This window comes from Pseudomonas sp. IT-P294 (assembly GCF_949767865.1).
GTDB lineage: Bacteria > Pseudomonadota > Gammaproteobacteria > Pseudomonadales > Pseudomonadaceae > Aquipseudomonas.
The window spans coordinates 469,299-491,374 of record NZ_CATKQW010000033.1; the positions used below are offsets into that span (position 1 = coordinate 469,299).

The window sequence follows — 22,076 nt, forward strand, 5'->3', positions numbered from 1 at the left end:
TCTGCCCCTACATGTGGAAGGTTCCCGTGACTCAGAAGCCCGACCAGTGTCTTGGTGAATGGATCGACCGTGAAGCACTCGCAGAAGCGATGATTCCGCTTATCGGTCAGCTCTACCGCAATAACAACGTGGTGAGCTCGATCTATGGCCGCAGCCTGATCAACCGTTCAGTCATTGCGATTCTCAAAGCTCATCGCTTTGCTCGTCACCGCCAGTCCGATGACAGCGAACTGTCCGTCCACGAAACATTCCCGCTGCTCAAAGCAATGAGCGAGCTCAAGCTCGGCGCCGCTTCGGTCGACCTGGGCAAGCTTGCCGTCAAGTTCAAGGCCGAAGGCAATGGCCGTACTGCCGAGCAGTTCGTCCGTGAAGAACTGGCTGACGTGGTTGGCCAACAGAACGTTGCCGCTCGCAAAGGCACTGACGTGGTTCTCTACGGCTTCGGTCGTATTGGCCGTCTGCTGGCGCGTATCCTGATCGAGAAAACCGGTGGTGGCGACGGCCTGCGTCTGCGCGCCATCGTTGTCCGCAAGGGCGCCGAGAACGATCTGGTCAAGCGTGCAAGCCTGCTGCGTCGTGATTCGGTTCATGGTCCGTTCGATGGCACCATCACTATTGATGAAGCCAACAACACCATCACCGCCAACGGCAACCTGATCCAGGTGATCTACGCGAAAAACCCGACTGAGGTGGATTACACCCAGTACGGCATCAAAGACGCATTGCTGGTGGACAACACCGGCGTATGGCGTGACGCCGAGGGCCTGGGCCAGCATCTGTCCTGCCCGGGTATCGACCGCGTCGTGCTGACCGCGCCTGGCAAAGGCAAGCTGAAGAACATCGTTCACGGCATCAACCACGGTGAAATCACCGCTGATGACAAGATCGTTTCGGCCGCTTCCTGCACCACCAACGCCATCGTGCCGGTGCTGAAGGCTGTCAACGACAAGTTCGGCATCATCAATGGCCACGTCGAAACCGTTCACTCGTACACCAACGACCAGAACCTGATCGACAACTTCCACAAAGGCGATCGCCGTGGTCGTAGCGCCGCGTTGAACATGGTCATCACCGAGACCGGTGCTGCCACTGCTGCTGCCAAGGCCCTGCCTGAGCTGGCTGGCAAGCTGACCGGTAACGCGATCCGCGTTCCGACGCCAAACGTGTCGATGGCCATTCTCAACCTGAACCTTGAGAAAGCCGCTACCCGTGAAGAGATGAACGAGTACCTGCGCTACATGGCGTTGCACTCCGATCTGCATAAGCAAATCGACTACGTCAACTCGCAGGAAGTGGTTTCCACCGACTTCGTTGGCTCGCGCCACGCAGGCGTTGTGGACGCTGAAGCGACCATCACCCAAGACAACCGCGTCGTTCTGTACGTTTGGTACGACAACGAATTCGGTTATAGCTGCCAGGTGGTTCGCGTGATGGAAGACATGGCCGGTGTAAACCCGCCAGCTTTCCCGCGCTAAGCTTCATTAGCTGCACATGAAAACGCCCCGACCTAGGTCGGGGCGTTTTTGTTTGTGTGTCTGTTGGGTCTTTGTTGCCTACACTGGCCTCATCGCTAGCAGGCTAGCTCCCACAGAGGACTTGTGAACGCCACAGATCCAGTGTGGGAGCTAGCCTGCTAGCGATTGCGGTCTGTCAAGCGCCGCGGACCACTGACGCCTGCGCAGTCCGCAACTCATGCCGATTACCGCGGAACAACACCAGCGTGGCAATCAAGCCCAGCACCGCCGCGCCACTGAGCCAGATCCCCGGTGCGGCCTTGTTGTCCAGCACATGGATCAGATAAGTACAGGCCGCCGGTGTAAAACCACCAAAGGTCGCAGTCGCCAGGCTGTAGGCCAGCGAGAAACCGGTCGTACGAACTTCCACCGGCATGATTTCGGTCAGGGCCACCACCATGGCGCCGTTGTACGAGCCATACAGGAACGACAACCACAACTCGACGATCAGCAAATGGCTGAAACTCGGGTTCGCCACTAGCCACGACAGGGCAGGGTAAGCCGTGAGAATCGCCAGAATCGTCGCCGCCAACAGCAGGGGTTTACGGCCAATCTTGTCGGACAGCGCGCCCATCACCGGCAGCCAGAAGAAGTTCGACAGCCCGATGCACACCGTTACCAGCAGCGCATCCAGATCCGACAAATGCAGCTCGGCTTTGCCGAAGGTCGGTGTATAGGCGGTGATCAGGTAGAACGACACGGTGGTCATCACCACCAGCGCCATGCCCGCGATAACGATGCCGAAGTTCTGACTGATCGAACGGAGGATGTCCCGCAGGGTAGGGCGATGTTTGCGCGCCTGGAACTCCGGGGTTTCTTCCAGTGAGCGGCGAATCACGAAGATCACCGGCACGATCATGCAACCGATCAGGAACGGCACGCGCCAGCCCCAGTCACCCATTTGTTCCGGGCTGAGCCAGTGGTTCAGACCCACACCCAGCAGGCCGGCGAACACCACCGCGGCTTGCTGGCTGGCAGACTGCCAACTGACGAAGAAGCCTTTGCGGCCCGGGGTGGAGATTTCAGCGAGATACACCGACACACCGCCCAATTCCACGCCAGCCGAGAAGCCTTGCAGCAATCGGCCAAACAGCACGATCAGCGGCGCCGCGACACCCAGGGTGGCATAACCTGGCACGCAGGCAATCAGCACCGTACCGGCAGCCATTAACGCCAGGGTGATGATCAGTCCTTTGCGACGGCCATGACGGTCAATGTAGGCGCCTAGGAATATGGCCCCCAACGGACGCATCAGGAAGCCGGCACCAAAGGTGGCCAGTGACAACATCAGGGAAGCGAAGGCGCTGTCGGCGGGGAAGAAGGTTTTGGCGATGGCCGTGGCGTAGAAGCCGTAGACCATAAAGTCGAACATTTCGAGAAAGTTGCCGCTGACAACGCGAAAAATCGCTTTGCCTTTGCCCGTATTCGAGGACATGTATACGTACTCACTTTTAGTTGTCTTGTTGTAAATCCCTGGTCTAGACGCGTCCTCGCCGCCGCCATGAAGGCAGGCTCCTTCGGCGAACAACTTTGTAACGATATGTGTATGAAGATGGATAGGCAACAACTAGTTAGGTTGCTGCTTAAACGATATAGCCATTAGCCGGTATGAATTGCGCACTGGAGTGAATTACCGTTTGCGATCAACGCTTCAGCGTTTGTGTCGCATAATGGCTGGCCTTGGCGGTGTGCCAGGTAAAACTTCAGGGGGATACAGGTTTTGTCGAAATGGCGGCTGTCCGGATGTTTGATATTGATCGCCGCGTTATCAGGCTGCGGCAACGGCGATTCCATGGAAAGCTTCGGTGGCCCGACCATGGGCAGCACTTATTCGATCAAGTACGTACGTCACGCCGGTCTTCCTGCCCCGAACGCAGTCCAGGCCCAAGTCGAAAAGATCCTCGCCGAGGTCGATCAACAACTGTCGACCTATCGCAGCGACTCCGACATCGAGCGTTTCAACGATTTACCCGCCAATCGCTGTCAGAAAATGCCTGCGCCTATCCTCAAGCTAATCCGTTTCGGTGAGCAACTCTCGGAGCAAAGCGAAGGCGCCTACGACCTGACGGTGGAGCCGCTGCTCAATCTCTGGGGGTTCGGTCCGCAGGCTCGTGAAGAAAAAGTCCCCACCGCCCAGGCGCTGGCCGATGTCAGGCAGCGAGTCGGGTATCAGCACTTGCGCATCGATCGCGATCAGCTGTGCAAGGACGCCGCCGTCGAAGTCGACTTCAATAGTATTGCCGCCGGTTACGCCGTCGACACGATTGCCGCAAAACTGGAGGCGATGGGCATCCACGACTACCTCGCCGAAGCCACCGGGGAACTCAAGGCGTCGGGTAAGAAGCTCGATGGCTCGCCCTGGAAGATCGCGCTGGAAGAGCCCCGTGACGATCAGCAGGTCGCGCAAAAAATCATCGCGGTCGACGGCTACGGTCTGTCCACCTCCGGCGACTACCGCAACTATTTTCAGCAGGATGGCCGACGCTATTCCCATACCTTCGATGCCCGAACCGGTGCGCCGGTCTTGCACAACCTGGCCTCCGTGACGGTGATTAATCCTTCCGCGTTGATGGCCGATGGCTTATCGACGCTGTTGCTGATTCTCGGCCCCGAACGGGGTTGGGACTACGCAGAAAAACACGATATCGGCGCATTTTTTGTGATTCGTGCCGATACAGGTTTTGTCACACGAGCCAATCAGGCTTTTGAGCGGCTCAGTGCCGGAAAAACCGAATGATCACGGCGATTCGTGCATTGAAGACTGGTGTTGTAGTGCAGGCAAAACTAGCCTACGACGCGACCAAGGGTTAATGTGCCCGGCGTTGACGCTTCTATAGACTGTGTCCGGGTTCTGCATTGGCCCCAAATTGTTCCTTCACGCCCAGATGGCGTGATTTAGCCGCAGGTGCCGAGGGCGCCGCGGCCTGTTCTGAGGAGTACGCATGGCTGTCTACAACTACGACGTGGTGGTGCTGGGTTCCGGCCCGGCGGGAGAAGGCGCGGCGATGAACGCCGCTAAAGCAGGGCGCAAGGTGGCGATGGTCGATAGCCGTCGCCAGGTCGGCGGTAACTGCACCCACTTGGGCACCATTCCGTCAAAGGCACTGCGTCACTCGGTCCGGCAGATCATGCAGTTCAACACCAACCCGATGTTCCGGGCCATTGGTGAGCCGCGCTGGTTCTCGTTCCCGGACGTGCTGAAAAGCGCTGAAAAAGTCATTTCCAAACAAGTCGCTTCGCGCACCGGCTACTACGCCCGTAACCGTGTCGACGTGTTCTTCGGCACCGGCAGCTTCGCCGACGAGCAAACCATCGAAGTGGTCTGCGCCAATGGCGTGGTCGAAAAGCTGGTCGCCAAGCACATCATCATCGCCACCGGTTCGCGCCCGTATCGCCCGGCGGACATCGATTTCCATCACCCGCGTATCTACGATAGTGACACCATCCTCAGCCTCGGCCACACCCCGCGCAAACTCATCGTTTACGGCGCTGGCGTGATCGGCTGCGAATACGCCTCGATCTTCAGTGGCCTGGGTGTATTGGTTGAGCTGGTGGACAACCGTGGTCAGTTGCTGAGCTTCCTCGACTCGGAAATTTCCCAGGCACTGAGCTACCACTTCAGCAACAACAACATCACGGTTCGCCACAACGAAGACTACGACCGCGTCGAAGGTGTGGACAACGGTGTGATCCTGCACCTCAAGTCCGGCAAGAAGATCAAGGCCGACGCCTTGCTCTGGTGCAACGGTCGTACCGGCAACACCGATCAGTTGGGCCTGGAAAACATCGGCGTGAAGGTCAACAGCCGTGGCCAGATCGAAGTCGACGAAGCCTACCGCACCTGCGTGCCGAACATTTACGGTGCCGGTGACGTGATCGGCTGGCCGAGCCTCGCCAGTGCCGCGCACGACCAGGGCCGTTCGGCCGCTGGCAGCATCGTTGATAACAACAGCTGGCGCTTTGTGAATGACGTGCCGACCGGCATCTACACCATTCCGGAGATCAGCTCGATCGGCAAGAACGAGCAGGAGCTGACCCAAGCCAAAGTGCCGTACGAAGTGGGCAAGGCGTTCTTCAAGAGCATGGCGCGTGCACAGATTGCCGGCGAGCCTCAGGGCATGCTGAAGATCCTGTTCCACCGCGAGACCCTGGAAGTGCTGGGCGTTCACTGCTTCGGCTATCAGGCGTCGGAGATTGTTCACATCGGTCAGGCGATCATGAGCCAGCCGGGCGAACTGAACACGCTGAAGTACTTCGTCAACACGACGTTCAACTACCCGACCATGGCAGAAGCCTATCGGGTAGCGGCGTACGATGGCCTCAACCGGCTTTTTTGAGCGGCTCCGGCCGGTGGCCTGAGCCGGCCGGGGAGACCGATTTCAGCAATTCTCGAGCGTGGCGCTGGCCAAACCGGGAAAGTCTGTAATCAGGCTGTCAACGCCGAAGTCGGCGAGTCTGCGCATCAGCGCGGGCTCGTTGACTGTCCATACCGACACATGCAGCCCCTGACGCTGAGCCTTTTGCAGGCGTTCCGGCGTACACAGGGTCCAGTTCAGCGCCAGAATCTCACAGCCATAGCTTTGCGCGACCTTCAACGGGTCGAGCCAGGCGTACTCGGCCACCAATCCGCGGGACACGTCCGGCACCAGGTCCAGCGCGGCTTTCAACACTTCGCGCGAACTTGAGGTGATGGTCACTTTATCCAGCAGGCCGAAACGCTGAGCCATCTCGCGAATCGCCAGCACGGTTGTCGCGGCGCGGGTGCGTGAAGCGCTTTTGACTTCCAGTTGCCAGTGCTCGAAATCGCATTTCTCGAACAGTTCTTCCAGTGACGGAATCGGGCAGGGCTTGATCCAGCCGGGGCCGCCCTTGCGCGCGTCATAGGTCAACAGCTCGGCGGCCGTGTGCTCGACGACCTTGCCGCGCCGCTCTGTGGTGCGTTTGAGCGTCGGGTCGTGGATGACCATCAGCTCGTTGTCCTTGGACAGGTGCAAATCCAGTTCGCAACGGCGCACGCCGTGCTTGAGACATTCCTGAAAACTGGTCAGGGTGTTTTCCGGTGCTTCGCCCTTGGCGCCGCGATGGCCGTAGATGAGGGTCACGGTTCTTCCTTAAATTAAATGCCTGATTCGTTTTCGCGGGCCAGACGTCGTTCCTGGGCCTGCTTCTGCAAAATGTAACGGGCCAGCAGCTGGCGCTGGGCATCGGTCGGGTATTCGAATTCAGTGCCGACCTCGTAGCCTTCGCCCTTGCGATCGCAATGGGTGACGCGCGCGCGCAACAACAGGCCGAGCGCTTGTGGCATCAGCACCAGTTTGACTGACAGGTGCGCGTCCACGGCGATCGGGGTCGGGTGCTGGAACTCCACGCCGCCTTCGGAAATGATCACCGGCTGTGGTTCGCCAATCTGCCCGAGCACGGTGATGGCGATCACCTGGCTCAGTAGGTCGATGCGTTTGTTCTGGGATTTCAGGAACGCCGCGAGATTGCGGTCACGCTCACTGATCTGGCGCAGCAGGTGCTGCGACTCGAATTCGCTCAGGTGCAGCTCGCTGAGCAAGTTGAATAGTGGAGAAGCATCCTGCAACACTTCCTGGCCTGCGGCTTCGGGAGCGGACAGGGGCCGAATTTCCAGTGCGATCATGTCCTCGATACGGTAGTATTCGCGGCGATCTTCTTCATCTAATGTCGACATGGCGAACCCATGGTAGCGGCGGTGGTCTGAGTGTAAAGCTGGTTACCGACCCCCGCCACAAGGACGTTCCTTTTCCCTCCGAACAAGCCCCGACATGTTCAGACCTCTCTTCGTATTTATTGGCACGCGTTATACCCGTGCAAAGCGTCGCAATCATTTTGTGTCGTTCATTTCCCTGACTTCAATGATCGGACTGGCCCTCGGCGTGGTCGTGATGATTGTCGTGCTGTCGGTCATGAACGGCTTCGATCATGAGATGCGCACCCGCGTGCTGGGCATGGTGCCCCACGCGACCATCGAGTCCAGTGAGCCGATCAGCGACTGGCAGAGCCTGGCCGCCAAGGTCAAGCAGAACCCGCAGGTGACGGCCGTCGCGCCATTCACCCAGATGCAGGGCCTGCTGACCAACAATGGCAAGGTGTCCAAAGTGCTGCTCAATGCCGTCGACCCTGCGCTGGAACGCCAGGTCTCGATCATCGACAAGTTCATGATCCAGGGCAAACTCGACGATCTGGCGCCAGGCAGCTTCGGCATCGTCATTGGCGACAAGGCAGCGGCCAAGCTCGGTGCGGCCATCGGCGACAAGCTGACGTTTGTCGCGCCCGAAGTCACGGTGACCCCAGCCGGCATGTTTCCGCGCATGAAACGCTTTACCGTGGTTGGCATTTTCCATGTCGGCGCCGGCGAAATCGACGGTTACCTGGGTGTCACCAACCTGCAGGATCTGGCCCGGCTGCATCGCTGGAAGCCGGATCAGGTCCAGGGCATCCGCCTGAAGTTCGACGACCTGTTCCAGGCGCCGCGCGTGGCGTGGACGATCGCCCAGCAGCTCGGTGAAGACCGCTTCTATGCCCGCGACTGGACGCGCACCCACGGCAACCTGTATCAGGCGATCCGCATGGAGAAAGCCATGATCGGCCTGCTGTTGCTGCTGATCGTCGCCGTCGCGGCCTTCAACATCATTTCCACGCTGGTGATGGTGGTCAACGACAAGAAGGGCGACATCGCGATCCTGCGCACCCTCGGCTCCACGCCGGGGCAGATCATGGCGATCTTCATGGTGCAGGGCACGGTCATCGGTGTCATCGGTACGCTGATTGGCGCCGTGGTCGGGATCGTCGCCGCGCTGAACGTCAGCGCCGCGATTTCGGTCCTTGAAGGCTTGATCGGGCATAAATTCCTCAACGCCGACGTGTACTTCATCGATTACCTGCCGTCGCAAGTGCAGAGCCAGGATGTATTGATGGTCTGCGCCGCCGCGTTGGTCCTGAGTTTCCTCGCCACCCTGTATCCAGCCTGGCGTGCCGCGCGCACCCAGCCTGCGGAGGCGCTACGTTATGAGTGAGTCGGGCATGAGTGATAAAGCAATCTTGAGCTGCCGCAACCTGGGCAAATCCTACGAGGAAGGCCCGGAGTCGGTAGAAGTTCTGGCAGGGCTGCAACTGGAACTGCATCCGGGTGAGCGCGTGGCGATTGTCGGCACCTCCGGCTCGGGCAAAAGCACTTTGCTTAACCTGTTGGGCGGTCTCGACACGCCAACCAAGGGTAGCGTCTGGCTCGACGGCGAAGAACTGTCGGCCCTGAGCGAGAAAAAACGCGGTCTGTTGCGCAACCGGTCGCTGGGTTTCGTTTACCAGTTTCACCACTTGCTGCCGGAATTCACCGCACTGGAAAACGTCTGCATGCCGCTGCTGATCGGCAAGACCGCGATCCCGGAGGCGCGTCAGCGGGCGACGGCATTGCTGGAGCGGGTAGGGCTGGGCCATCGCCTGGAACACAAGCCGTCCGAATTGTCCGGCGGCGAACGTCAGCGCGTGGCCATCGCCCGTGCCCTGGTGAACAAGCCGGGCCTGGTGATGCTCGACGAGCCGACCGGCAACCTCGACTCCCACACCGCCCAGGGCATTCAGGATTTGATGCTGGAACTCAGCACCTCGATGCGCACGGCGTTCCTGGTGGTGACTCACGACATGAACCTGGCCCGCCAGATGGACCGCGTCCTGCATTTGCAGGAAGGTTGCCTGACCCCCATCTGACTGGACGAAACCCGACGTTACTGAACGGTGCGTCGGGTCTTTTATTTTTATACGGTGCCCCAGCGAATGTTCAGACCGTTATCGATCTTTATCGGCATGCGCTATACCCGCGCCAAGCGCCGCAATCGCTTCGTTTCCTTCATCTCGATGACCTCGATGATCGGCCTCGCCCTTGGCGTGCTGGCGATGATCGTGGTGCTGTCGGTAATGAACGGCTTCCAGCGCGAAATGAGCTCACGCATCCTCGGCATGGTGCCGCACGCGACCATCGTCGGCGTCAATCCGATTGACGATTGGCAGCCAGTGGCCGCCGCCGCGATGAAAAACCCGGAAGTCACCGCCGCCGTGCCGTTCACTGAAATGGAAGGCATGCTCTCCTATAAGGGAACGATGCAGCCGATCCAGGTCAGTGGCGTCGATCCCGCGCTGGAAGGCAAGGTATCAATTGTTGCCAAGCACATTGTGCAGGGCAGTCTCGAGGCCTTGAAGCCGGGTGAATTCGGCGTGGTGATCGGCGAGATCACCGCGCGGCGTTTCCGTTTGAATGTTGGCGACAAGATCACCTTGATCGTGCCGGAAGTCAGCACCGCGCCGGGTGGCATCACCCCGCGCATGCAGCGGTTGAACGTGGTCGGTGTGTTCAAGGTGGGCGCCGAACTGGACGGGTCGATGGCGTTGATCCACATGGCCGATGCCGCGCAGATGCAGCATTGGCAGCCGAATCAGGTGCAGAGCGTGCGCCTGGCGGTGAAGGATTTGTACGCCGCGCCGAAGGTCTCCAGCGATATTGCCGGCGCACTGGGCACTGCTTACAAGGCTGACGACTGGACCCATACCCAGGGCAGCCTGTTCAGTGCGATGAAGATGGAAAAAACCATGATCGGTCTGCTGTTGCTGATGATCGTTGCCGTGGCCGCGTTCAACATCATTGCAACCCTGATCATGGTGGTGAACGACAAGGGCGCGGACATCGCGATCCTGCGCACCATCGGTGCCACACCCCGGGAGATCATGGCGATCTTCATGGTGCAGGGCACGGTGATCGGGATTGTCGGCACCTTGATTGGCGGCGTGCTGGGTGTGATTGCGGCGCTGAACGTCAGTGAACTGGTGGGCTGGATGGAGCGGGTGAGCGGGCAGCACATCTTCAGTTCGGATGTGTATTTCGTCAGCAATCTGCCTTCGGAACTGCAGGGCGGGGATGTCTTGTTGATCTGCTCCGCCGGTTTCATCATGAGCTTTTTGGCGACGGTTTATCCGGCGTGGCGGGCGGCGAAAGTCGAACCGGCTACCGCGTTGCGGTATTCGTAATCTGTCAGACCTCATCGCGGGCAAGCCCGCTCCCACAGTGACCGAGAAGAGCCACAAACTTGTGAACGACTCCGGACCTTGTGGGAGCGGGCTTGCCCGCGAAGAGGCCAGGCCTGCTGGTCTCAATCCCCCTTCGGCAACTCAATCACAAACCGCGTCCATCCCTCATCCGACTCACAATGAATCTGCCCGCCATGGGCACGGATGATTGACTGGGTGATCGCCAGCCCCAATCCCGCATGTTCGCTACTGCCTTCCTGGCGCGCCGGATCAGCGCGGTAGAAGCGATCGAACAAGCGCGGCAGCAACGCCTGGTCAATACCATCTCCGCTGTTCTCGATCGTCAGGCTCAAACCGTTGAGCTGATCGGCAATCAGCACCCGAATCTCGCCATCGGCGGGGGTGAAGCGCAACGCGTTATCCAGCAGGTTGGAAAGTGCCCGACGCAACATGTTTCGGTCTCCCTCCATGCGCGCGCTTCCTTCGCGACTCAGCGCCACATGAGCGTCTTCGGCCAGCGGCGCAAAGTACTCCAGCAACACATCCACTTCCTCTGCCAGCTCCAATGGCTCTCGATTAGGCGTCAGCAATCCATGGTCAGCCTTGGCCAGGTACAGCATGTCGTTGACCAGTTGCGCCATCCATTGCAGCTCTTCGAGGTTGCTGTGCAGCGCTTCGCGGTAATCCTCCAGGGCGCGCGGGCGGGTGAGGGTGACCTGGGTGTGGGTCAGCAAGTTCGACAACGGGGTGCGCAGTTCATGGGCGATGTCAGCGGAAAACGCCGAGAGCCGTTGAAAGGAGTCGTCAAGGCGTCCGAGCATGGCGTTAAAACTGTGGGCCAGATCCGTGAGTTCTGAGGGCATATTCTCTTCGGGTAGCCGGGCATTCAGCGACTGCGCCGAAACGCCGCTGGCAATCGCACTCATCCTGCGCAACGGCCGCAACCCACTACGCGCCGCCCATGCACCGAGCAACGCCGTGGCCAGCGCCGACAACCCCACGGTCAGCCAGATCAGGCGCTGCATGCGCTGTAAAAAATGTTGGTGATGGGTGATGTCCAACAGCAGGGTCAGTTGTGGCGAGTCGGGCTTGTCGAGATACAGCGGGGCATTCAATACGCGATAGTCCGTGCCTTCGTCGCTGACCGTCGACAATCCTGGCTGATGCGGCAAATCCTCGAGCAAACCTGTCGAGCTGTCGTACCAGCGCTTGCCGTCGCTGCCCGTGATCCGCAGCGACAGATCGGCTTGTCGGCTCAATTCATCGGCCAGCCTGATTTCACTTTCACTCGATTGAATGTCGTGAAGCGCCCGGCGCAGACCAATCAGTTTGCCATCCAGCAACTGCTGGTCCAGTTCAACGAAGTGCGCCTCGCTGGCGCGACTGAACAACACCCCGGCGAACAATGAAACCACGGCGGTGCATGCGGCAAACAACAGCGCGAGGCGGCTGCTTAAAGAAAGACGGCGCATCAGGCAGGGCGCTCTTCAAGGACGTAACCCATGCCGCGCACGGTGTGAATCAGCTTGTTGGGGAATTCATCGTCGATCTTCAGGCGCAAACGACGGATCGCGACTTCGATGACATTGGTGTCGCTGTCGAAATTCATGTCCCAGACCTGAGAGGCGATCAGCGATTTGGGCAGCACTTCGCCCTGGCGTCGCAGGAGCATTTCCAGCAGGGCGAACTCTTTGGCGGTCAAGTCGATGCGCTGACCGTTGCGCTCTACCCGGCGCCGGATCAGGTCGAGGCGCAAGTCGGCCAGTTGCAGGCTGGTTTCCTGAGGCGAAGCGCTGCCACGGCGCAGCAGGCTGCGGACCCGGGCCAGCAACTCGGAGAAGGCGAAAGGCTTGACCAGATAGTCGTCGGCGCCCAGTTCGAGGCCGTGGACTCTGTCCTCCACCGCGTCCCGCGCAGTCAGAAAAAGTACCGGTGTATCGAGACCGGCACCGCGCACGGCTTGCAGAATCTGCCAGCCATCGCGCCCGGGCAGCATCACGTCGAGAATCAACAGCGCGTAGTCGCCGCTCAACGCCAATTGCTGTCCGGTGTTGCCGTCGGCCACCAGTTCCGTGTTGAACCCGGCCTCGGTCAGGCCTTGGCGCAGGTAGTGGCCGGTTTTCGGTTGGTCTTCGACAATCAGCAGTTTCATGGGCAACTCAAGGCAAGTGGAACGAACGCTTTATACCGTGGGCAGCGTTAGTACAGGTCAACCTGACAAAGTTGTAATCTGGCTGTCAGCTTGCGGGCAGTGGTAGCAGTTTAGAGTTTTCCACAGGCTGAACCTTATCTTGTTGGAGTACGACTATGTTTTTGCGCAAACCGCTGCTGCTGGCCGCTTGTTTGCTGGCGCTGAGCTCGCCGGTATGGGCCTCGCCTGCGTCGACCTACGATTTCGGTGAACCGGCCCCGGCGTCCAAGGCGACCCGCAGTGTCGAGGTGATAATGGGCGACATGTCTTTCACCCCCAAGGCCATCGATATCAAGGCCGGTGAGACGGTGCGTTTTGTCCTGGTGAACAAAGGCCAGCTGTTGCACGAATTCAACCTCGGCGACGCGGCGATGCATGCCAGGCACCAACAGGAAATGTTGAAGATGCAGCAGAGCGGCATGCTCACGCCGACCGGTATGAAGGAAATGGACCACGGTTCGATGGCGGGCATGGACCATGGCATGATGAAACACGACGATCCCAATAGCGTCCTCGTCGAACCGGGCAAAACAGCCGAGCTGACCTGGACCTTCACCAAGGCCACCAACCTGGAATTTGCCTGCAATATTCCAGGTCACTATCAGGCCGGTATGGTCGGCAAGGTGACTGTCAGTCAGTAAGCACTCAAAGGCGGGAGCAAAGGCTGGTAGAATCCGCTGATTCTTCAGTCAGGTTTCCGCCATGCATCCCGCAGCCGAACACTCGCCGCTGGGCAAATCCAGCGAATACATCGCCACTTACACGCCGTCTTTGCTGTTTCCGATCCCGCGCACCGCGAAATGGGCGGAGCTGGGCCTGACCGCTGAAACCCTGCCGTATAAGGGCGTGGATTTCTGGAACTGCTTCGAGCTGTCCTGGCTGCTGCTGTCCGGCAAACCCGTGGTGGCGATCGGTGAATTCAGCATTCCAGCTGATTCGCCAAACATCATCGAATCGAAGTCGTTCAAGCTGTACCTGAACTCCTTGAACCAGACGCCGTTCGCCGATACCGCCACCCTTGAAGCCACCTTGGTGAAAGACCTGTCGGCGGCTGCCGGCAAACCGGTGGGCGTGAGAATTCGCAGCCTAAAGGAGGTTGAAGCCGAAGGTGTCGTGGCGCTGCCGGGTGAGTGCATTGACGATCTGGAGATCAGCGTCAGCAATTACGAGCACCCGCGCCCCGAGCTGCTGCGCTGCGATCCATCGCGCATTGTGGAAGAGAGAGTGCACAGTCATCTGCTCAAGTCCAATTGCCCGGTGACCAGTCAGCCGGACTGGGGCAGCGTGGCGGTGGAGTACCGTGGCGCGGCGCTGGATCACGCGAGTCTGCTGGAATACATCGTGAGCTTCCGCCAGCACTCAGACTTCCATGAGCAGTGCGTGGAGCGGATTTTCCTCGATCTGCAGCGCTTGCTGAAACCCGAGAAATTGACCGTGTATGCGCGGTATGTGCGGCGCGGTGGGTTGGACATCAACCCGTATCGCAGTACTGAAGACGTGCAACTGCCGAACCATCGCTTGGTGCGCCAGTAAACCCAGGGATTGCATTTCAAATCGAAGACATTAAAAAGCCCCGCTAGCGATAGCGGGGCTTTTTTGCATCTGCGGGATTCAGATTCCGATATTACCCAGGGTTTGCGCGATGCTGCGCAAGGTGCCGGCAATGACGGGGTGTTCGAGTTCGAAGCGTTCGACGGCCAGGTTCACACCATCGGCGAGGCTGGAGTCCTGGGTTTTGGTTTCGAGCTCAAGTTCGAGTTCGATCTGCTGCATCAGCGCGTGCAGGTCGGCGCGCTCGGCTTCCGTTAGCGGTGGATTCTGTTCCAGTTGCTCGCGCAGAGTGTTGAGCTGTTCTTGCAGTTCGCGGGCAGGCATGGCGTTCTTCCTTTTATCGATAGGCACTGGCATAGACCGCAGCAGGAGGCCAAAGGTCTATGGCTGACCTTTAGATTAATCCACTCGCGCGCAACCTGCATGATCTCAGTCAGGGCTTTTCGCCCTTGAGCCGACGCAGGCTGATATCCGCCAGGCAGGTGTCGAGTTCGCCCAGGTGATCGATCACCGAGTGCACGCCGAGGCTGAACAGTTGCATCGTCGCCTGGCCGCGCAGGTGTTCGCGCTCCTTCGGGCTCAAGGCGAGCCATTCAGTGGGTGCCAGACCGCAGAGCGAGCCGCAGGAGGCCAGGCCGATGGTCCACAACCCGGCATTCAGGCCTGACTGCAACAAGCGCGGTTCGCCACTGACCAGCACGCAGCCATCCAGTTGCCCGACGTTCAACGCCATCAGGGCATGCCAGCAAGCGTTCGGTGCTGGCCAGGGAGCGTGCGTTGCGAGGTGTTGCGAAGATTTGATCCAGGAAGGCAGGGCCGCGGCCAGCGAGTGGGAGAGGGCGGGGGGCAATTCGTCGAGCCAGGCACACGGAATCTGCTGACGCTGCAAGCTGCGCAGGCTGTCCAGCGCGCCGGGCGTGGTCTCTGCATGCTCGGCGGCGGGGTTGCCGTGGCGCGTCCGGGCACCGAAATCCACCAGGCAACCGCTGAGGCCGAACAACACGGCGGTCAGGCTGGGTACAGCGAGGGGCAAGGTGTTGGCGTGCGGCATATCAACGTCCCTGAAATAGCTACAAGGCTAGGTGTCGTCCATTACAGTTGCGTGACAGAGAGGTGAACCGCTCTCGATCCAGAGGAATCAACTGTAGCCTGTCACGGTGAGGCTGCCTAAATCGGTGTTTACGTCTTATACTGACCAGCTTAACGCCTGGGCTCATGCGCCCGTGCCAGTACAATCCAAGGAGTTTTTCTATGCGCTGGAGCAATCAGCTAGCTCAGTTTTGTGTGTGTGCCAGCGTAATGCTGGTTCCGTTTGTTGCCCAGGCTGCTACGGAAGAAGACCCTTGGGAAAGCGTCAACCGTCCGATCTACCAGTTCAACGATTTCGTCGATACGTACGCACTCAAGCCCATCGCGCAGGGCTATGAGTTCGTGACGCCACGGTTTCTGGAAGACGGCATCCACAACATGTTCCGCAACGTGGGTGATGTCACCAACCTTGCCAACAACATTTTGCAGGCCAAACCAGCCGCCGCCGGCGTCGACACGGCTCGCCTGATCTTCAACACCACCTTTGGCCTGCTGGGCTTCTTCGATGTGGGCACCAAAATGGGCCTCAATCGCAGCGACGAAGACTTCGGCCAGACCCTGGGGTATTGGGGCGTGGGCAGCGGTCCATACGTAATGCTGCCGCTGTTGGGTCCAAGCACGTTGCGTGATGCACCATCCAAGGTCGTCGACAACTACACCGGCCCATACCCGTACATCAACGATGTGCCTGTGCGTAACTCGGTCTTCGGTCTGAACATTGTCGACACCCGCGCCAGTCTGCTGTCGAGCGAGAAGTTGATCACCGGCGACAAATACACCTTCATTCGCAATGCGTATTTGCAGAACCGCGAATTCAAAGTCAAAGACGGCAAGGTCGTAGACGATTTTTGATCTCGACCGGTAAAACGAAGAAGGCGGCCAATTGGCCGCCTTCTTTACGTTTGGGGGTTATTTCATCTTCAAGATTGTAAGCCCGAGTTTCTGACTGCCCCCGTCCTGTTCCTTCACCCACACCACCTCAGTGTCGGCCTCAAGCCCTTTGAGCGCCGCATGATCGGAATCGATACGCACGCTGAGCCGGTCTCCGACCTTGAACAAACGCGGCGCCTCGACCTGCATGCCGCTGCTGGAAAGGTCGATGCAGACGGCTGGCACCTCATCGCCTTCATGAATCAGCGACACATCGGCATCGACCCGCATGCGGATGAAATCGCGCTTTTCGCTGTAGTCCCGATCGGTTTTACGCATGGGCTCCATCCTTCCATTGGGTTACGGATTTGCCTGTTCTTATAACTCCCGGTGATTTGACAAGTAAAGTCGTCAAGCGACCATCGGCGTGAGCTTGAAACGCCCCGCGGATGGGAGTACCGTCTGCGCCTTAGAAGGGCACCTCTGGTGGACCTGTGAGTAGGGCGGATGCTCGAAAATGGTGCGACAGAGAGGCTAGAAAGCGAATCCAGTAGTGTGAGCCGGGCCACAGCCCCGCCTGCTACGCCAACCTAATTCTGGCGCCGTTTGCCCACATGCCAAAAACCAGTGCCACGCTGCTGATAATCGATGATGACGAAGTAGTGCGCGCGAGCCTCGCGGCCTACTTGGAAGACAGTGGTTTCAGTGTCCTGCAGGCCAGTAACGGCCAGCAGGGTCTTCAGGTATTCGAGCAAGACAAGCCCGATTTGGTCATCTGCGATCTGCGCATGCCACAGATGGGCGGTCTCGAACTCATTCGTCAGGTCACCGAGCGGTCACCGCAAACCCCGGTGATCGTGGTGTCGGGCGCCGGGGTGATGAACGACGCGGTCGAGGCCTTGCGCCTGGGCGCGGCGGATTACCTGATCAAGCCTCTCGAAGATCTGGCTGTGCTCGAGCACTCTGTGCGCCGAGCCCTGGATCGCGCACGCTTGCTGGTGGAAAACCAGCGTTACCGCGAGAAGCTGGAAAAAGCCAACCGTGAGCTCGCCGCCAGCCTGAACCTGCTCCAGGAAGACCAGAACGCCGGTCGCCAGGTGCAGATGAACATGCTGCCGGTCAGCCCCTGGACCATCGATGAGTTCCAGTTTGCTCACCAGATCATCCCGTCGCTGTACCTGTCGGGTGATTTCGTTGACTACTTTCGGGTCGACGAGCGTCGGGTAGCCTTCTACCTGGCGGACGTTTCCGGTCATGGCGCCTCTTCAGCCTTCGTCACTGTGCTGCTGAAATTCATGACCACGCGCTTGCTTTTCGAGTCCAAGCGCAGCGGTACGTTGCCGGAATTCAAGCCTTCAGAGGTTCTTGGTCATATCAACCGGGGCCTGATCAGTTGTAAGCTGGGTAAACACGTCACAATGGTCGGTGGAGTCATCGACGAGGAGACAGGTTTGTTGACCTATAGCATCGGTGGTCATTTGCCGTTGCCAGTGTTGTACACGCCAGACAGTGTTCGTTATCTGGAAGGGCGTGGCCTGCCGGTGGGCCTCTTCAATGAAGCTACCTACGAAGACCACGTACTGGAACTGCCGCCGACGTTCAGCCTGACGCTGATGTCCGATGGCATTTTGGACCTTTTGCCAGAACCGACACTCAAAGAAAAAGAAGCGGCTTTGCCCCAACGGGTCAAGGCAGCGGGCGGCAGCCTGGATGGTCTGCGGCAGGTTTTTGGATTGGCCACGCTAGGGGAGATGCCGGATGATATCGCCCTGTTGGTGTTGAGCAGGAATCTTTAATGAGTACCGGTAGAATCCAGTTCGCCGAGCAGGACGGCACCTTTGTCCTGAAGTTCGTCGGTGAAGTTCGCCTGACCCTGTGTTCGGCGTTGGATGCGACTATTGATCGGATCTTCACGGCGTTGAACTTCAACGCGATCGTGATCGACCTGACCGAAACCCGCAGCATAGACAGCACCACCCTTGGCCTGCTGGCCAAATTGTCGATCCTGTCGCGGCAAAAGGTCGGCCTGCTGCCGACCGTCGTCACCACCCACGAAGACATCACGCGTCTGCTGGAGTCCATGGGCTTCGAGCAAGTGTTCAACATTGTTGACCGCCCGATTCCGTGCCCTGAGTGCCTGACCGACTTGCCGGATCAGGACCAGTCCGAAGAAGTGGTGCGAATCAAAGTGCTGGAAGCGCACAAGATCCTCATGGGACTGAACGACTCCAATCGTGAAGCGTTCCATGACCTGGTGAACGCGCTCGAGCGCCACTGACGTCTGGTGAGGGAGCAAGCTCCCCCAAGGCTGCGCGACAGCCCCAAAATCAACGCATAAAAAAGGGCGAACCCGTCAAGGTTCGCCCTTTTTGCGTTTGCCTTGCTGGATCAGAGCTTGGCTTGCAGCAATGCTTCGAGTTTTTCCTGGTCGCGAGCGAACTGACGAATACCTTCAGCCAACTTCTCGGTCGCCATCGCATCTTCGTTGGACAACCAGCGGAACTGCGCTTCGTTCAAGCTCAAGCGCGCTTCACCGGCATGACCCGGCGCCAGTTTGCGCTCCAGCTTGCCGGTGTCGGCCGCCAGTTTCTCCAGCAGGTCCGGACTGATGGTCAGGCGATCGCACCCGGCCAACTGCTCGATTTGATTCAAGTTGCGGAAGCTGGCGCCCATGACCACGGTCTTGTAGTCGTTGGCCTTGTAGTAGTTGTAGATGCGCGTTACCGACTGCACGCCCGGATCATCCGCGCCGGTGTAGTCGTTGCCGTTGGCTTTCTTGTACCAGTCGTAGATACGACCGACAAAGGGCGAAATCAGGAACACGCCTGCATCGGCACACGCGGCAGCCTGGGCAAACGAGAACAACAGCGTCAGGTTGGTCTGGATGCCTTCTTTTTCCAGGATCTCGGCAGCGCGGATGCCTTCCCAAGTGGAAGCGATCTTGATCAGCACGCGGTCGCGGCCAATGCCGGCTTTGTCATACAACTCGATCAGACGGTGCGCGCGCTTCAATACGGCGTCAGTGTCGAACGACAAGCGAGCATCCACTTCGGTGGAAATGCGACCCGGTATGACCTTCAGGATTTCCTGGCCGACGGCAACGCCAAAACGGTCGCTGGCCAGGCCCACATCACCTTTGCAGTCGTGAACGCAGGCGTTCAGCAACTCGGCATAACCGGAAATGGCCGCGGCTTTGAGCAGCAGGGAAGGGTTGGTGGTAGCGTCCACGGGTTTAACGCGAGCGATAGCTTCGAAGTCGCCGGTGTCGGCAACCACGGTAGTCATTTGTTTGAGTTGTTCCAGCTTGGAAGTCATGGGCGTGCTCTGTCCTATGGGTCTAATGACATTACCCGAGCGCTGACAGCCACTCAAGGGCGCATGTATGTATCGATGGGTCCCGGCGGCAACAACCGGAAAACGGATGTTTGAAAGGCGGGGCACGGTAGTGATAATACGATGCCAAAACACGACACAGGTTCAAAGCGATTGACCGTTGGCATCGCTCGGTCAACGCCGGTGCGTCCACTTCCATGCCTGAATTTGAGCCTCTGTCGCGGTTAAAAAGGGTCAGGTGCAGACGTTATAAGATGTCAAATAGAGAGGTGCGGATGCCGTGTAATGTGCTGCTGATAAATGGATGCAGTGGATCGGAACATGGCTTCACAGGAGCAACAAGCGTGCGTCAGTGTGGAGGTCGTCGATCGCCTTATTCTGGGTTATGTCTTGAGAAAACTGACCGACGTTTTTGAAGCGTTGATGGAGGTTTCCAGGAAACACCACCCGGACAATATGCAGGGTTTGCTGGAGATGGCGAGCATCAAAGGCGCAGCCCACATTCCCTTCTGGCTGAAGCGCGTGGAATCCAGCACATCCATCCAGGTCTCCCATGTGTTGATCGAGCAAATGAACGACGCGCAGACGCTCAAGCAAGCCCCGCGTTTCCAAGCGCAAATCGTTCTGTTTGATGCGCTGGTGGAGGCATCGCTGGCGATGGACATCGAGCGTTATTCGCAGTTGGACAAAGAAGCCCCTCTCCAATAGAAGGGGCATAGATTGGCTAGTGTGATTTTAATAGCGACTTGACCGCCGTTCCCGCAGGTTTTGAAGTCCCGTCCGATGACAAGATCCCAAAACTTCTCTCGCGATCATTGCCTCCAGAATCGCTGTTTTTCCATTCGTAGATGGATGTCAGCGGTATGTTCAGTTTTTGGGTGTCGCTGATGAACTGGCTGATTCGCGAGGCTTGCCCGGTGGTACCGCCGATGGAGCTGAGCGATGGCACGCCCCATTCGCTGATGACACCCGGCAGATGAAAGTTATCGAGTATGAAGGCTTGAGCATCGCTGATTTGCGCGCTCGACATGCCGTAGGGGTGATAGGACACCGCGCTCAGGCACTGCGGGTGGTCATTGATGATTTTGTTCAGTGCGACGGTAGCCTTGGAGCCCTGGGCAGGTGCCTTTGCAAATCCAAAGCCGATCAGCGGGGTTGAAGTGTCGCGTTTTTGCAGCCCGTTGCACACGGCGTTCATGAAGGGCACAAACGTTACTTCGAAGTCTTGAGTCGGCCAATACTTCGGCAAGTCCGGTTCATTCCATATTTCGATGGCGACAAGCTGGGTGCGGTATGCGTTGTCCAGGCTGATGACCGAGCGGGCGAATGCCTCACCTGCCGCGGCGAGATCACTGTCACTGCTGTTTGTCGTACTGGTCAAGGGTTTGGTTGAGCGCACGGTCATCAATACCGGCAGATCAGCGGTTTTGGCGGCGGCGAAGGCTTCGCTGATCTGCTGTTGATACGACGGGGTGCCCAAGCTGTTGGTCCATACGCCAAAGCGCACGAACCCAAATCCCGAGGCTTTGATCTGTTGAGCATCGTTAGCGGTGAAGTTCTGGATTTTGACTTGAACGCCTATTGTCTTGTCGTCTTTCGCCAGCACTGCAAATGGCTGCCCGGCGTAAGCAGGACTGGCGGCGCATAGAAAGAGCACGGAAGTTGTCATCAATCGAAAGCGCGTCAAGGTCATTGGCAGGTTTCCTGGTAATCAAGTGTATCGTCCCGGTGTTAGTTGAATGAAAGTACCATCGACTCGTCAATACAGCCATCCCATTAATCGATTGCTTAAAACACGCTGTTGTTATTTTTTGTCGGATAAATAATCGCGGACATGCTGTTGTTATTTTTGGTCCAGTTATTCTGGTTGGGCGTCTTTTGTGGGTCGTGGTATTTAATACACTTGTAATTTCATGATGGATCCAGCGCTGACTGCGGGACGATCTTATGGGTTCACTCAACTCCCGCTGCACATTGGCCGATTCGACACTACAACGGGAAGAGTAGCCTTGTTCAAAAAAATTCTTGTCGTTTGCGTCGGCAATATTTGCCGAAGTCCCACAGCCGAAATGTTGCTGCGCAATGCGCTGGAACCTTCAATTTCAGTGACCTCTGCGGGCCTTGGCGCGCGGGTGGGCGAGTCTATGGAGCCCGATGCACTTTCGGTACTGGAAGAACATGGGCGCGATGCGCCGAACTTCAAAGCACGGCAGATAACAGCGGCCATCGTTAATGAATCAGACCTTATTCTGGTCATGGAAAAAGAGCATGTAAAACGCGTGCTCGATATTGCATCACATGCCAGAGGCAAAGTGTTTCTTTTGGGGAAGTGGCAGCGTGAGCGCGAAATAAAGGATCCATATCGTCAGGGAAAAGCTGCTTTTGTCCATGCCCATGCATTGATTGAAGAGGCTGTTTGCTCATGGGCGCAGCGCCTCGGACGTTGATGGATGATTTTCAGATTAGCAATATTGGTAAAAGAATAG

Annotated in this window: 24 protein-coding genes; 13 read left to right on the forward strand and 11 right to left on the reverse strand. The window is 58.3% G+C overall.

Features of this window, described 5'->3' with window-relative positions:
- Window positions 1-11: 11 nt before the first annotated feature.
- Entirely contained in the window at window positions 12-1,475 is a 1,464-nt protein-coding gene (locus ACM6I0_RS21130; RefSeq protein WP_222585466.1) for a glyceraldehyde-3-phosphate dehydrogenase, read from the forward strand.
- 175 nt (window positions 1,476-1,650) lie between these two features.
- On the opposite strand, the gene ACM6I0_RS21135 is transcribed toward ACM6I0_RS21130, so the two are convergent.
- Together ACM6I0_RS21135 and ACM6I0_RS21140 are read right to left on the reverse strand one after the other, a co-directional pair.
- On the reverse strand, window positions 1,651-2,949 hold the full coding sequence (locus ACM6I0_RS21135) for an MFS transporter (protein ID WP_414923161.1): 1,299 nt from the start codon (window positions 2,947-2,949) through the stop codon (window positions 1,651-1,653).
- Window positions 2,950-3,113: 164 nt separating this feature from the next.
- Window positions 3,114-3,308: a hypothetical protein gene (locus tag ACM6I0_RS21140; protein WP_414923162.1), complete on the reverse strand. Its 195-nt coding sequence runs from the start codon at window positions 3,306-3,308 to the stop codon at window positions 3,114-3,116.
- Here ACM6I0_RS21140 and ACM6I0_RS21145 point away from each other — a divergent pair.
- Entirely contained in the window at window positions 3,307-4,251 is a 945-nt protein-coding gene (locus ACM6I0_RS21145; protein ID WP_414923163.1) for an FAD:protein FMN transferase, read from the forward strand. The two genes, ACM6I0_RS21140 and ACM6I0_RS21145, sit on opposite strands and share 2 nt — an antisense overlap.
- A gap of 205 nt (window positions 4,252-4,456) precedes the next feature.
- Complete coding sequence (gene sthA / locus ACM6I0_RS21150) at window positions 4,457-5,851, forward strand: Si-specific NAD(P)(+) transhydrogenase (protein ID WP_007907752.1); 1,395 nt, start codon at window positions 4,457-4,459, stop codon at window positions 5,849-5,851.
- Between the two features lie 42 nt (window positions 5,852-5,893).
- On the opposite strand, the gene ACM6I0_RS21155 is transcribed toward sthA, so the two are convergent.
- Window positions 5,894-6,616, reverse strand: coding sequence for a glycerophosphodiester phosphodiesterase (locus tag ACM6I0_RS21155; protein WP_285435748.1), 723 nt, complete (start codon window positions 6,614-6,616; stop codon window positions 5,894-5,896).
- A gap of 14 nt (window positions 6,617-6,630) precedes the next feature.
- Window positions 6,631-7,209, reverse strand: coding sequence for a PilZ domain-containing protein (locus ACM6I0_RS21160; RefSeq protein ID WP_285435747.1), 579 nt, complete (start codon window positions 7,207-7,209; stop codon window positions 6,631-6,633).
- A 94-nt stretch (window positions 7,210-7,303) separates the two neighbouring features.
- On the opposite strand from ACM6I0_RS21160, the gene ACM6I0_RS21165 reads away from it, so the two are divergent.
- The 3 genes from ACM6I0_RS21165 to ACM6I0_RS21175 all read left to right on the forward strand — a co-directional run bounded on the left by ACM6I0_RS21165 (window position 7,304) and on the right by ACM6I0_RS21175 (window position 10,556).
- Window positions 7,304-8,554, forward strand: coding sequence for a lipoprotein-releasing ABC transporter permease subunit (locus ACM6I0_RS21165; RefSeq protein WP_414923164.1), 1,251 nt, complete (start codon window positions 7,304-7,306; stop codon window positions 8,552-8,554).
- Window positions 8,555-8,561: 7 nt separating this feature from the next.
- Window positions 8,562-9,245: a lipoprotein-releasing ABC transporter ATP-binding protein LolD gene (lolD, locus tag ACM6I0_RS21170; protein ID WP_167362278.1), complete on the forward strand. Its 684-nt coding sequence runs from the start codon at window positions 8,562-8,564 to the stop codon at window positions 9,243-9,245.
- Window positions 9,246-9,311: 66 nt separating this feature from the next.
- The gene (locus tag ACM6I0_RS21175) at window positions 9,312-10,556 is read left to right on the forward strand and encodes a lipoprotein-releasing ABC transporter permease subunit (RefSeq protein ID WP_285435746.1); all 1,245 of its coding nucleotides are present in this window, start codon (window positions 9,312-9,314) and stop codon (window positions 10,554-10,556) included.
- A 122-nt stretch (window positions 10,557-10,678) separates the two neighbouring features.
- Here ACM6I0_RS21175 and ACM6I0_RS21180 read toward each other — a convergent pair whose 3' ends face one another.
- Complete coding sequence (locus ACM6I0_RS21180) at window positions 10,679-12,028, reverse strand: heavy metal sensor histidine kinase (protein ID WP_414923165.1); 1,350 nt, start codon at window positions 12,026-12,028, stop codon at window positions 10,679-10,681.
- Window positions 12,028-12,708 (reverse strand): heavy metal response regulator transcription factor, encoded by a 681-nt coding sequence (locus tag ACM6I0_RS21185; protein ID WP_285435744.1) that lies wholly within the window; start codon window positions 12,706-12,708, stop codon window positions 12,028-12,030. Before ACM6I0_RS21185 ends, ACM6I0_RS21180 begins: the two co-directional genes overlap by 1 nt.
- Before the next feature lie 155 nt (window positions 12,709-12,863).
- On the opposite strand from ACM6I0_RS21185, the gene ACM6I0_RS21190 reads away from it, so the two are divergent.
- A complete protein-coding gene (locus ACM6I0_RS21190; RefSeq protein ID WP_285435742.1) occupies window positions 12,864-13,388 on the forward strand; it encodes a cupredoxin family protein in 525 nt (174 codons plus the stop codon).
- Window positions 13,389-13,449: 61 nt separating this feature from the next.
- Window positions 13,450-14,280: an NADPH-dependent 7-cyano-7-deazaguanine reductase QueF gene (gene queF, locus ACM6I0_RS21195; RefSeq protein ID WP_414923166.1), complete on the forward strand. Its 831-nt coding sequence runs from the start codon at window positions 13,450-13,452 to the stop codon at window positions 14,278-14,280.
- Between the two features lie 78 nt (window positions 14,281-14,358).
- On the opposite strand, the gene ACM6I0_RS21200 is transcribed toward queF, so the two are convergent.
- Together ACM6I0_RS21200 and ACM6I0_RS21205 are read right to left on the reverse strand one after the other, a co-directional pair.
- On the reverse strand, window positions 14,359-14,622 hold the full coding sequence (locus ACM6I0_RS21200; protein ID WP_285435739.1) for a DUF4404 family protein: 264 nt from the start codon (window positions 14,620-14,622) through the stop codon (window positions 14,359-14,361).
- Between the two features lie 109 nt (window positions 14,623-14,731).
- The gene (locus ACM6I0_RS21205; RefSeq protein WP_414923167.1) at window positions 14,732-15,349 is read right to left on the reverse strand and encodes an HAD family phosphatase; all 618 of its coding nucleotides are present in this window, start codon (window positions 15,347-15,349) and stop codon (window positions 14,732-14,734) included.
- Window positions 15,350-15,549: 200 nt separating this feature from the next.
- Here ACM6I0_RS21205 and ACM6I0_RS21210 point away from each other — a divergent pair, with 200 nt between their 5' ends.
- The gene (locus ACM6I0_RS21210) at window positions 15,550-16,239 is read left to right on the forward strand and encodes a VacJ family lipoprotein (RefSeq protein WP_285435735.1); all 690 of its coding nucleotides are present in this window, start codon (window positions 15,550-15,552) and stop codon (window positions 16,237-16,239) included.
- Between the two features lie 57 nt (window positions 16,240-16,296).
- On the opposite strand, the gene ACM6I0_RS21215 is transcribed toward ACM6I0_RS21210, so the two are convergent.
- Window positions 16,297-16,596 carry a PilZ domain-containing protein gene (locus ACM6I0_RS21215; RefSeq protein WP_285435734.1) on the reverse strand — a complete coding sequence of 100 codons (300 nt, stop codon included), beginning with the start codon at window positions 16,594-16,596 and terminating at the stop codon, window positions 16,297-16,299.
- Between the two features lie 275 nt (window positions 16,597-16,871).
- Here ACM6I0_RS21215 and rssB point away from each other — a divergent pair, with 275 nt between their 5' ends.
- Window positions 16,872-18,053: a two-component system response regulator RssB gene (gene rssB, locus ACM6I0_RS21220; protein ID WP_090182138.1), complete on the forward strand. Its 1,182-nt coding sequence runs from the start codon at window positions 16,872-16,874 to the stop codon at window positions 18,051-18,053.
- Window positions 18,053-18,535, forward strand: a complete 483-nt coding sequence (rssC, locus tag ACM6I0_RS21225; RefSeq protein WP_090182139.1) for an anti-sigma factor antagonist RssC — start codon at window positions 18,053-18,055, stop codon at window positions 18,533-18,535. The genes rssB and rssC overlap by 1 nt, the downstream gene beginning before the upstream one ends.
- Before the next feature lie 110 nt (window positions 18,536-18,645).
- Here the strand turns inward: rssC and tal are convergent, their stop codons facing one another.
- Window positions 18,646-19,572 (reverse strand): transaldolase, encoded by a 927-nt coding sequence (tal, locus tag ACM6I0_RS21230; protein WP_090182140.1) that lies wholly within the window; start codon window positions 19,570-19,572, stop codon window positions 18,646-18,648.
- A 318-nt stretch (window positions 19,573-19,890) separates the two neighbouring features.
- Between tal and ACM6I0_RS21235 the strand changes: the two genes are divergently transcribed.
- Entirely contained in the window at window positions 19,891-20,298 is a 408-nt protein-coding gene (locus tag ACM6I0_RS21235) for a hypothetical protein (RefSeq protein WP_414923168.1), read from the forward strand.
- A 16-nt stretch (window positions 20,299-20,314) separates the two neighbouring features.
- On the opposite strand, the gene ACM6I0_RS21240 is transcribed toward ACM6I0_RS21235, so the two are convergent.
- Window positions 20,315-21,283, reverse strand: a complete 969-nt coding sequence (locus ACM6I0_RS21240) for a glycosyl hydrolase family 5 (protein WP_285435730.1) — start codon at window positions 21,281-21,283, stop codon at window positions 20,315-20,317.
- 316 nt (window positions 21,284-21,599) lie between these two features.
- Here ACM6I0_RS21240 and ACM6I0_RS21245 point away from each other — a divergent pair, with 316 nt between their 5' ends.
- A complete protein-coding gene (locus tag ACM6I0_RS21245; protein ID WP_285435728.1) occupies window positions 21,600-22,037 on the forward strand; it encodes a low molecular weight protein-tyrosine-phosphatase in 438 nt (145 codons plus the stop codon).
- The last annotated feature ends 39 nt before the right edge of the window (window positions 22,038-22,076 follow it).

What these genes read in the sequence shown, in the direction of transcription:
- ACM6I0_RS21175 (WP_285435746.1), top strand. Translation starts at nt 9,312, where the DNA reads ATGTTCAGACCGTTATCGATCTTTATCGGCATGCGCTATACCCGCGCC.
- ACM6I0_RS21160 (WP_285435747.1), bottom strand. Translation starts at nt 7,209, where the DNA reads ATGTCGACATTAGATGAAGAAGATCGCCGCGAATACTACCGTATCGAG.
- ACM6I0_RS21210 (WP_285435735.1), top strand. Translation starts at nt 15,550, where the DNA reads ATGCGCTGGAGCAATCAGCTAGCTCAGTTTTGTGTGTGTGCCAGCGTA.
- ACM6I0_RS21215 (WP_285435734.1), bottom strand. Translation starts at nt 16,596, where the DNA reads ATGCGTAAAACCGATCGGGACTACAGCGAAAAGCGCGATTTCATCCGC.
- ACM6I0_RS21190 (WP_285435742.1), top strand. Translation starts at nt 12,864, where the DNA reads ATGTTTTTGCGCAAACCGCTGCTGCTGGCCGCTTGTTTGCTGGCGCTG.
- ACM6I0_RS21205 (WP_414923167.1), bottom strand. Translation starts at nt 15,349, where the DNA reads ATGCCGCACGCCAACACCTTGCCCCTCGCTGTACCCAGCCTGACCGCC.
- ACM6I0_RS21185 (WP_285435744.1), bottom strand. Translation starts at nt 12,708, where the DNA reads ATGAAACTGCTGATTGTCGAAGACCAACCGAAAACCGGCCACTACCTG.
- ACM6I0_RS21180 (WP_414923165.1), bottom strand. Translation starts at nt 12,028, where the DNA reads ATGCGCCGTCTTTCTTTAAGCAGCCGCCTCGCGCTGTTGTTTGCCGCA.
- ACM6I0_RS21165 (WP_414923164.1), top strand. Translation starts at nt 7,304, where the DNA reads ATGTTCAGACCTCTCTTCGTATTTATTGGCACGCGTTATACCCGTGCA.
- rssC (WP_090182139.1), top strand. Translation starts at nt 18,053, where the DNA reads ATGAGTACCGGTAGAATCCAGTTCGCCGAGCAGGACGGCACCTTTGTC.
- ACM6I0_RS21135 (WP_414923161.1), bottom strand. Translation starts at nt 2,949, where the DNA reads ATGTCCTCGAATACGGGCAAAGGCAAAGCGATTTTTCGCGTTGTCAGC.
- tal (WP_090182140.1), bottom strand. Translation starts at nt 19,572, where the DNA reads ATGACTTCCAAGCTGGAACAACTCAAACAAATGACTACCGTGGTTGCC.
- ACM6I0_RS21240 (WP_285435730.1), bottom strand. Translation starts at nt 21,283, where the DNA reads ATGACCTTGACGCGCTTTCGATTGATGACAACTTCCGTGCTCTTTCTA.
- ACM6I0_RS21145 (WP_414923163.1), top strand. Translation starts at nt 3,307, where the DNA reads ATGGAAAGCTTCGGTGGCCCGACCATGGGCAGCACTTATTCGATCAAG.
- queF (WP_414923166.1), top strand. Translation starts at nt 13,450, where the DNA reads ATGCATCCCGCAGCCGAACACTCGCCGCTGGGCAAATCCAGCGAATAC.
- ACM6I0_RS21235 (WP_414923168.1), top strand. Translation starts at nt 19,891, where the DNA reads ATGGATGCAGTGGATCGGAACATGGCTTCACAGGAGCAACAAGCGTGC.
- lolD (WP_167362278.1), top strand. Translation starts at nt 8,562, where the DNA reads ATGAGTGATAAAGCAATCTTGAGCTGCCGCAACCTGGGCAAATCCTAC.
- ACM6I0_RS21200 (WP_285435739.1), bottom strand. Translation starts at nt 14,622, where the DNA reads ATGCCTGCCCGCGAACTGCAAGAACAGCTCAACACTCTGCGCGAGCAA.
- rssB (WP_090182138.1), top strand. Translation starts at nt 16,872, where the DNA reads ATGCCAAAAACCAGTGCCACGCTGCTGATAATCGATGATGACGAAGTA.
- ACM6I0_RS21140 (WP_414923162.1), bottom strand. Translation starts at nt 3,308, where the DNA reads ATGGAATCGCCGTTGCCGCAGCCTGATAACGCGGCGATCAATATCAAA.
- sthA (WP_007907752.1), top strand. Translation starts at nt 4,457, where the DNA reads ATGGCTGTCTACAACTACGACGTGGTGGTGCTGGGTTCCGGCCCGGCG.
- ACM6I0_RS21130 (WP_222585466.1), top strand. Translation starts at nt 12, where the DNA reads ATGTGGAAGGTTCCCGTGACTCAGAAGCCCGACCAGTGTCTTGGTGAA.